Genomic DNA, 1,081 nt, shown 5'->3' with positions numbered 1-1,081 from the left:
TGTACGGAGTTGAGATCACGGGGATTGCCTGCGCTCCGGTCTGTGACCCTGGTAGGTCTTCGCCATGGCGCGTGGAGACCTCACCGATGAGGAGTGGTCCTTGATCGAGCCTCACTTGCCGCTGGGTGAGCGAGGCCCGATCCCGGATCTGCGGCAGCAGTTCAACGCGGTGATGTGGCGGTTTCGTACCGGCAGCCCGTGGCGGGATATTCCTGCCCAGTACGGGCCCTGGTCCACTGTCTATGACCGGTTCCGCTCGTGGGCGGTGAACGGCGTATTCGAGCGGCTGATGCAGGCGATGATCGCCGAGGCCGCGGCTCGGGGGCAGGCCGATCTCGATCTGGTCAGCGTGGACTCCACCACGGCCCGCGCCCATCACCACGCTGCCGGGATGGTCCTGGGCGGCGAGCTGGCCGCGGCGTTGCAAGAGGCGGCCGAGCAGGAAAAGGGGCTGCACCAAAGGGGCAAAGCGCCTGCGACGGTGACCCCGGCAAAGATGGGACCGGGGACGAGGACGGACGACGGCTGATCCGACGTCGGTACCGGTTCCGGCTGAAGGCGGCCAAGCTGGGGCGCTCGCGGGGCGGGCTGACCAGCAAGGTGCATCTGTCGGCCGACCGGCGATGCCGTCCGCTGTCCTTCGTTCTCACCCCCGGCCAGGCTGGAGACAGCCCGCAGTTTCGCGCGGTGCTGGAGCGCATCAAGATCCGTCTGCCGGTGGGTCGTCCGCGCACCAGGCCGGGCGCGGTGGCCGCCGACAAGGCGTACTCCTCCCGTGGCAACCGCGTCTACCTGCGCCGGCGCGGGATCAAGGCGGTCATCCCGGAGAAGGCCGACCAGGCGGCCAACCGCAAGAAGCGTGGCTCTCGCGGCGGCCGACCGGTCCGCCATGATCTCGATCTCTACAAGGAGCGGAACACGGTGGAGCGGTGCGTCAATCGGATCAAAGAGTGGCGTGGGCTGGCTTTTCGGTTCGACAAGACACCCGACAGCTACCTGGCAGGCCTGCACCTACGCGGAGCCGTCATGTGGATCCGAAGCCTCCGACCAGTCTGAAGATCCGAACTTCGTACACGCTCTA

Annotated in this window: 1 pseudogene; it reads left to right on the top strand. The window is 67.3% G+C overall.

The annotated features are described in order from the left end of the window. The first annotated feature begins 64 nt into the window (after positions 1-64). Positions 65-1,056 (top strand): annotated as a pseudogene (locus ACFOY2_RS54660) (IS5 family transposase). Positions 1,057-1,081: the final 25 nt, after the last annotated feature.

It is taken from the genome of Nonomuraea purpurea (assembly GCF_042650645.1).
Lineage (GTDB): Bacteria > Actinomycetota > Actinomycetes > Streptosporangiales > Streptosporangiaceae > Nonomuraea > Nonomuraea purpurea.
This window is presented reverse-complemented; position numbering and strand designations above follow the sequence as displayed.